The organism is Guyparkeria sp., assembly GCF_041687595.1.
GTDB lineage: Bacteria > Pseudomonadota > Gammaproteobacteria > Halothiobacillales > Halothiobacillaceae > Guyparkeria.
Genome location: NZ_JAWLBP010000001.1, coordinates 27,397 through 34,580 on the forward strand (window position 1 = coordinate 27,397; position 7,184 = coordinate 34,580).

7 protein-coding genes, 1 tRNA gene and 1 pseudogene are annotated in these 7,184 nt (G+C 65.7%); 7 read left to right on the forward strand and 2 right to left on the reverse strand.

What is annotated here, in order from left to right; all coding sequences use genetic code 11:
* Position 1 precedes the first annotated feature (1 nt).
* Complete coding sequence (rpoE, locus tag ACESL5_RS00145; protein ID WP_372590751.1) at positions 2–595, reverse strand: RNA polymerase sigma factor RpoE; 594 nt, start codon at positions 593–595, stop codon at positions 2–4.
* A gap of 597 nt (positions 596–1,192) precedes the next feature.
* Here rpoE and nadB point away from each other — a divergent pair.
* Positions 1,193–2,872, forward strand: a complete 1,680-nt coding sequence (gene nadB / locus ACESL5_RS00150; protein WP_372590752.1) for an L-aspartate oxidase — start codon at positions 1,193–1,195, stop codon at positions 2,870–2,872.
* Positions 2,873–2,984: 112 nt separating this feature from the next.
* On the opposite strand, the gene pal is transcribed toward nadB, so the two are convergent.
* Positions 2,985–3,353 (reverse strand): peptidoglycan-associated lipoprotein Pal, encoded by a 369-nt coding sequence (gene pal / locus ACESL5_RS00155; protein WP_372590753.1) that lies wholly within the window; start codon positions 3,351–3,353, stop codon positions 2,985–2,987.
* Positions 3,354–3,719: 366 nt separating this feature from the next.
* Between pal and ACESL5_RS00160 the strand changes: the two genes are divergently transcribed.
* The 6 genes and pseudogenes from ACESL5_RS00160 to ACESL5_RS00185 all read left to right on the forward strand — a co-directional run.
* Positions 3,720–3,810 (forward strand) — tRNA-Ser (locus ACESL5_RS00160).
* Positions 3,811–3,974: 164 nt separating this feature from the next.
* The gene (locus tag ACESL5_RS00165; protein WP_372590754.1) at positions 3,975–4,217 is read left to right on the forward strand and encodes an acyl carrier protein; all 243 of its coding nucleotides are present in this window, start codon (positions 3,975–3,977) and stop codon (positions 4,215–4,217) included.
* Complete coding sequence (locus ACESL5_RS00170) at positions 4,214–5,482, forward strand: beta-ketoacyl-[acyl-carrier-protein] synthase family protein (RefSeq protein WP_372590755.1); 1,269 nt, start codon at positions 4,214–4,216, stop codon at positions 5,480–5,482. The genes ACESL5_RS00165 and ACESL5_RS00170 overlap by 4 nt, the downstream gene beginning before the upstream one ends.
* Before the next feature lie 25 nt (positions 5,483–5,507).
* Entirely contained in the window at positions 5,508–5,789 is a 282-nt protein-coding gene (locus ACESL5_RS00175) for a phosphopantetheine-binding protein (protein ID WP_372590756.1), read from the forward strand.
* The gene (locus tag ACESL5_RS00180; protein ID WP_372590757.1) at positions 5,756–6,451 is read left to right on the forward strand and encodes a hypothetical protein; all 696 of its coding nucleotides are present in this window, start codon (positions 5,756–5,758) and stop codon (positions 6,449–6,451) included. The genes ACESL5_RS00175 and ACESL5_RS00180 overlap by 34 nt, the downstream gene beginning before the upstream one ends.
* A pseudogene (locus ACESL5_RS00185) lies at positions 6,448–7,184 on the forward strand (hypothetical protein); the annotation flags it as partial. The gene ACESL5_RS00180 and the pseudogene ACESL5_RS00185, both read left to right, overlap by 4 nt.

The following is a 7,184-nucleotide window of genomic DNA, read 5'->3' on the forward strand; positions in this document are numbered from 1 at the left end:
TTCAGTCTCCACCCTTGAGTGGTTGAATCGACTGCTCAATTGCCTCACGGGCGCGAAAGATCCTCGAGCGCACCGTCCCGATCGGACAGTCCATCACCGCCGCGATCTCATCGTAGCTCAAACCCTCCATCTCCCGCAGGGTCAGCGCAGTCCGCAGATCCTCGGGAAGATCGGTAATGGCCCGATCGATGGCGTCTTTCAGCTCCGCTGTCGCCGCCAATGCATCGGGAGACCCCATGTCTCGCAGGGCCTCGGGCTCGATCATCGGTTCATCAGACTCGTCCGAACCGCCGGAGTTCAACGACACGGTGAACCCGCCTCGCGCATCGGAGGCGAGCTGGTTCTTGGCCGTATTCACGGCGATGCGGTATATCCACGTATAGAAGGCGCTGTCACCACGGAAGCGCCCAAGGGCACGATAGGCCTTGATGAAGGTTTCCTGGGCCAGGTCGAACACCTGTTCCGGGTCCCGGATGTACCGGGCAATCAGCCGCTGTACCCGGTGCTGATATTTCAGGACCAGGAGATCGAAGGCGCGCCGGTCACCCTTCTGGGCACGGGCCACCAGGGCCTTGTCTGTCTCCTCGGCGCTCATACCTGATTACGAAACCTGCGTGAACAATATTCATGGAAGAGCCAGTGGTGGCGGCGGCACCGCTGCCCGGCCCGAAAATGCATGCCGACCTGCGTATACTCTTTGAACCAGACACGCTTCCCGGACGTATCAGCCGACACGGCTCGAATGCAATGTAATTGCAACAATAATACCATCCGGGACATGCGACTGATAGCCGGGGAAACGACTGATCGAGTCGGCAGCAACCCTGACAGCCCCCCCCCGGGGGGAAACACGGGACCGGATGCGAGGTGCCGCACTCCGCATATCGCGGGTCGTCACCAGAGCGGCATCTCTTGTTCTGGCACAACGAGATACGGTCGGGCCAACCTGAAGAGACGCTCTCTGACGGCCCAACGGGAAAACTTCAACGGGTTTGCCGCCGCGGCATCTCCGGCACACGACAGGCAAGAAGCCTGTCTTCGCCCCGATGCCATCAGCGGCCAACGGGCACTGACGCCAACGACGGCGCCGAGCCGATCAAAGGTTCCATAGACAACGAACCGGCCAGTACGTTCCCTGCCGGGATCATTCCGGGCTGATTCAGCCCCAGACATGAAAGGAAATCGACGCCGCATGACCGAGAGCAACGCTCCCACGACCCAACTCCAGACCGATGTGCTGATCATCGGCTCCGGCGCCGCCGGTCTGGCCATGGCCCTGCGGCTCCCCGAGCACCTCGACGTGCTGGTGATCAGCAAGGGAAAACTGGTCGGGGGAAGCACGCCCTGGGCCCAGGGAGGCATCGCCGCGGCGTTGAATGGCAACGAGGACATCGAACAGCACATCGAGGACACGATCCGGGCCGGTGTTCGCCTTCCCGACCGCGAGGTGGTCGAACACGTGGTGCACGCCGGACCCAGCCAGATCGACTGGCTCGAGTCCCTCGGCATGCCCTTCACGCACGACAGCGAGCACAGCGACCGACTGCACCTGACACGGGAAGGCGGCCACAGCCAGCGGCGCGTCGCCCACGCGGCCGACCACACCGGCCGCTCGCTGACCGACACGCTGGTAGCCGCCGTCAAGGCCCGGCCCAATGTCCGCGTCCTTGAGTATCACAACGCCATCGACCTGATTACTGCCCGCCGGCTGGGCGAGACTCGCGATGCCTGTCTGGGCGCCTACGTGCTCGACATCGAGGCCGATCGGGTGGTGACGATCCGCAGTCGATGCACCACGCTGGCTACCGGCGGTGCGGCGAAAGCCTACCTGTTCACCACCAACCCCGACAGCGCGACTGGCGACGGCATTGCGATGGGCTGGCGTGCGGGATGCCGGGTGGCGAACATGGAATTCATCCAGTTCCACCCCACCTGCCTGTACGAGCCACGTGCCAAGTCGTTTCTCATCAGCGAAGCGGTGCGCGGCGAAGGCGGCGTCCTGCTACGCCCCGACGGCACGCGCTTCATGCCAGACCACCACCCGGATGCCGAACTCGCCCCTCGCGATATCGTCGCCCGGGCGATCGACGCCGAGATCAAGCGCCTGGGCATCGACTGCGTCTACCTGGACATCAGCTTCAAGGGACGCGAATTCATCGAGACCCATTTTCCGATGATCCACCAGCGCTGCCTGGAGTTCGGCTACGACATGACCAAGGAACCGCTGCCCGTGGTGCCAGCGGCGCACTATACCTGTGGCGGCGTGATGACCGACCTCGCCGGCCAGACCGACATCCCCGGCCTCTTCGCGATCGGCGAAACGGCTCACACCGGTCTCCACGGGGCCAACCGGCTTGCCAGCAACTCGCTGCTCGAGTGCCTGGTGTTCGCCGAAGCGGCTGCACGCCGCATCGCCGATCTGCCCCGTGACACGGCGGAGACCGTGCTGACCATTCCCGCCTGGGACGAAAGCCAGGTAACGGACCCCGACGAAGCGGTGGTGGTCACCCACAACTGGGACGAACTCCGTCGGAGCATGTGGAGTTACGTGGGGATCGTGCGGACCACCAAGCGCCTGTCGCGCGCCCGGGCACGGATCAACCTGCTGCGACGGGAAATCCACGACTACTACGCGCATTTCCGTGTCAGCAACAACCTGATCGAATTGCGCAACCTGGTCGAGGTGGCCGATCTCATCGTCCGTTCTGCCCTCAACCGCCACGAGAGTCGCGGGCTGCATTACTCCCGCGACTTTCCCGAGACCAATCCTCGCGCCGACCACTTCGATACGGTGCTCATCCCGCCGCCGGCGCGCCCCTACCCCCAGGTCAAGCAGGACCGCAGTCGGACGGCACCTCCCCAGGAAGAATGACGGTCGGCCGGCGGGCCAGACGCAGGGCGCAAACGCAAGAAAGCCGGGCAAAGCCCGGCTTATCCAGTAGGTCGAATGCTGCCGGCGGCCTCTCAGGCCGCCGGACGGTCCATCACTGACCGTATTCGATCACGGCACGGCGGTTCTGGGACCAGGCATCCTCACCGGAACCCTCGACGGCCGGACGCTCCTCGCCATAGCTAACGGTCTCGATCTGACCGGAGGACACGCCGTACGACAACAGCGCATCACGAACGGCGTTGGCACGCTTCTCGCCCAAAGCGATGTTGTACTCGCGGCTGCCACGCTCGTCGGTGTGGCCCTCGATGACGACCTCACGATTGCCATTATCGTTCAGGAAGTCCGCGTTCGCGCGGAGCATGCCCTGATACTGGTTCGCGACCGAGTACTCGTCGAAGCCAAAGTAGACGGTGCGCTCACGCTCGGCGGGCTGACCTTCGTAGAGCCTGTCCTCGCTCATCCCTGCTCCGTCGGCCAGACCAGCGCTCTGGGCGCCATCAGCCGCGTCACCCGCTGCTGCATCATCGCCAGCGCCAGGGCCAGGAGTGGAACTACACGCGGACAGGACAACGGCCATTGCCCCCACGGATGCTAGATAAGACCAACGCATGTTTCTATCTCCTTGAATCAGTTCTTCAACACAAAAATCGGGCGGAAACTTTACCACGGCAGCGCGAGCATTCCCGGATCCGTGAATCGGATATAGACCGACCACCGCCGTCCAGGTTCCCTCGCACAAGAGCCGACGCTCGCCCCCCCCGGCATCCCCTGCCGGAGGGCGCTATCTTGACAGGGTTTCGCCTTTACCTGAAGATGCGCGGGCGCCGGAGGGTTGGCAGAGCGGTTGAATGCACCGGTCTTGAAAACCGGCAAGGGTTAATAGCCCTTCCAGGGTTCGAATCCCTGACCCTCCGCCACCGAATATGAGAATGAGGCACCTGCGGGTGTCTTTTTTGTTTTTTCTCGCCCGCCGACTCGTGCAATCGCCCATCAATGTTCACCATTGACCACTCCGGGTGCGCTCGAGCCAGTCGCCGGCTGCGGGCAAGGAACCGTGTGAAGCGAGGCAAAGGAAGCACGCATGCAGGCACTGGAACTCATCCGACGGGGAATCGCCGCAAACACAGACATCGACCCGGGGTTGGTCTCGATCGACAGTCGACTCGACGAGATCGGTATCGATTCGTTCACGCTGCTCGAGTTGATCTTCACCCTCGAGGAGGAGATGAACATCGAACTAGGGGATGATGCCGGCACGCCCGAAACCGTGCGGGACCTGGTCGATATCCTGGAGCCCTACCTGACGGAAACGCAAGGGGGATGACCGATCGGGCCGGACAGCGCCGCGTGGTGGTCACCGGTCTGTCGATCCTCGATCCGCTCGGGGGCGACACCGAAAGCGTCATGACGCGCGCGCTGGCCGGCGAGTCCAGCATCCGCCTGCACGAGGGCGAGGACGAGGCGCTAGGCATGCGCACCCCGGCCGTCTTCTTCGACCCCGTCGACTTCGAAGCCCGCCTGGGCAAGGCCGTCTGCCGTGTCACCGACCCGTTCGCCCGCCTGGCGCTGCTCGCCGCCCGGGAGGCGTGGGCTGCCGCCGGACTTCCCGAACGGGAGAAAACCTCCGACCCGCGGGCCGGGGTGCACTGGGGCACCGCGCTTGGCGGCATCAACACCTTCGAGAACGGCTACCGGGCCTTCTGGAAGGAAGGTCGCCGCCGGCTTTCACCGATGTCGGTAGTGATGGGCATGAACAACGCCGCCGCCGCGCAGATCGGCATGCAATTCGGCCTGGGCGGCCAGGCGTCGACATCGAGTGTCGCATGCGCCTCGGCGGCCATCGCCATCGGCGAAGGCTATCGCCAGATCCGCGACGGCGAAATGGACCGGATGGTGGTCGGCGGCTCCGACCTGCCGCTGGCGCTCGGGGTGCTGCGTGCCTGGGAGGCCATGCACATGCTCGCCCCATGCGACGATGCCGGCGCACCGCGGGCGTGCCGCCCCTTCCATGTCGACCGAGCCGGCCTGGTGCTGGCGGAAGGGGCCGCCTGCCTGATCCTCGAGTCCCGCGAGGTCGCCGAACGCCGCGGCGCACCGATCCTCGCCGAAATCTCCGGTTACGGAGCATCCAACGACGCTAGCCACGTGGTACGCCCGGACCGTGACGGCCAGGTCCGCGCAATCACCGCGGCGCTCGACGAGGCCGGTTTGACGCCCTCGTCCGTGGGCTACATCAACGCGCACGGCACGGCGACCACCGAGGGAGACGCCACCGAGGTCGCCGCGATACGGGAAGTCTTCGGCGACGAGCTGGCCGCGCGTCTGCCGATCAGCGCCACCAAGGCCGTCCACGGCCACGCGATGGGCGCGACCGGCGCGATCGAGGCGGCCATCACGATACTGGCGCTCGACCGCGAACGGCTGCCACCGACCGCCGGGCTCGATGTCCTCGATCCGGCCTGCGATGGTGTCGACCACATCCGAGGCGCGCCCCGCAAGGCGACCGGGATCAAGGCGGCGCTGTCGAATTCCTTCGCCTTCGGCGGCAGCAACGCGGTACTCGCCTTCACCCGCTCCGGCGGGCACTGATACCTCAACAAGAACGACAGGCACGATGAGCGAAAGCAACGACAAGACGATCGACGCGCTAATTCCCGAGGTGGCCGCCGAACTGGTCGCGGCCCTCAATCTCGACGAGACCCCCGAGGAGATCGATCCGGACGAGCCGCTGTTCGGCGACGGGCTCGGACTGGACTCGATCGATGTCCTGGAAATCGCCCTGGTCGTCTCCCGGCGTTATGGCCTGAACCTGCGCTCCGACGACGAGCGAAACGAACAGATCTTCGCCTCGCTGCGCGATCTATGCCGATTCATCGCCGAGAACCGCAGCAAGTAGGCCCGCGCTCGTCCACGCGGCGCTGGCAGAGCTGGGCGATCGGCTGCATGCTGGTGCTCAACCTGGTCTTCGCACGCCTGATCGGCGCACAGGGCGAGGTGACCTTCGCCTGGAGCCTGCTCGCTCTCGCGCCGCTGGCCGTGATCGTCCTGCTGCTGGTCGCGCCATTCGCAACCAGGCCAAGGCAGGCGCTCGCCGTGGCGATCGTCCCGGCGACACTACTCCTCGCCGCCCTGCTCCAGGATCACGTCGCCCTGATCTACCTGGTCCAGCATCTCGCCGTCCACGCCGCGCTCGCCGCGTTCTTCCTCGGCAGCCTCGCCCAGGGCCGGACACCGGCCTGCACCCGTTTCGCCGCGCAGGTGCATGAGACCATGTCACCCGCACTGCTCGGCTACACCCGCATCATCACTTGGGCCTGGGGTCTGTTCTTCGTCGCCAACGGGCTGGTCTCGGCCGGGTTGATGCTCGTTGCCGGCGCCGATGTCTGGGTAGACTACGCGCTCTACATTACCTTCCCGCTGGTGATCGGCATGTTCATGCTCGAATACCTGCTACGACTCGCCGTGCTGCCGCGCGAGGATCTTTCCAGCCCGGTGAGCGCGATCGTCGCCTACCGCCGCCACATGCGACAGCTGGCCGAACGGCAGGAACGTCCATGACGCCGGCCACGGGCAAGACCATCCCGCTGTTTCCCGACGGTGACGCGGCTCGGGCGCTGCTGCACGACGGGGAAACCCACTGGCGTGCTGCGGACGTGCTCGCCACTGCCGCCGCACTGGCCGAATCACTCGAAGCCCTGCCCCGGAGGGTCCGGCATCTTGTCAATCTGGCCGACGGACGCGACCGTTTCCTGGTGGGTCTGGTGGCGGGCATCCTCTCCGACCGGGTCACGCTGCTTCCGTCGACTCGCTCACGGGGCGCGCTCGACGATCTGCTCGACGAGCACCCCGACAGCATCGTCCTGCACGACGGGTCGCCCGCTCCCGATCTCGCCAACCGGGCGCCGCATCTCGCCATCCCGCCCCTGCAACGCGCTCTCGACCCATCCGCCACGATCATCCCCGCCATTCCGACCGACCGGCACGTCGCACGCGTCTTCACCTCGGGGACCACCGGACGACCGCAAGGCCACGACAAGCACTGGGGCAAGTTGGTGGCCAACGCCCGCGCGGCTGCCGTCGCGCTGGGTTGCGCCACTCACGACGACGCGGGCGCGGAGGAGATGTCGGCGGACCTGCACCTGCTCGGCACCGTACCCGCCCAGCACATGTACGGCTTCGAGTCCCTCGTGCTCGCCGCCCTCTGCGGTCGGGCCGTGCTCTCGACCGCGCAGCCCTTCTTCCCGGAAGACATCGTCGCGGCGATCGAGCGACTGCCCCGGCCTCGTCGCCT

What these genes read in the sequence shown, in the direction of transcription:
- ACESL5_RS00170 (WP_372590755.1), top strand. Translation starts at nt 4,214, where the DNA reads ATGACCGATCGGGCCGGACAGCGCCGCGTGGTGGTCACCGGTCTGTCG.
- ACESL5_RS00175 (WP_372590756.1), top strand. Translation starts at nt 5,508, where the DNA reads ATGAGCGAAAGCAACGACAAGACGATCGACGCGCTAATTCCCGAGGTG.
- ACESL5_RS00165 (WP_372590754.1), top strand. Translation starts at nt 3,975, where the DNA reads ATGCAGGCACTGGAACTCATCCGACGGGGAATCGCCGCAAACACAGAC.
- nadB (WP_372590752.1), top strand. Translation starts at nt 1,193, where the DNA reads ATGACCGAGAGCAACGCTCCCACGACCCAACTCCAGACCGATGTGCTG.
- ACESL5_RS00180 (WP_372590757.1), top strand. Translation starts at nt 5,756, where the DNA reads ATGCCGATTCATCGCCGAGAACCGCAGCAAGTAGGCCCGCGCTCGTCC.
- rpoE (WP_372590751.1), bottom strand. Translation starts at nt 595, where the DNA reads ATGAGCGCCGAGGAGACAGACAAGGCCCTGGTGGCCCGTGCCCAGAAG.
- pal (WP_372590753.1), bottom strand. Translation starts at nt 3,353, where the DNA reads ATGAGCGAGGACAGGCTCTACGAAGGTCAGCCCGCCGAGCGTGAGCGC.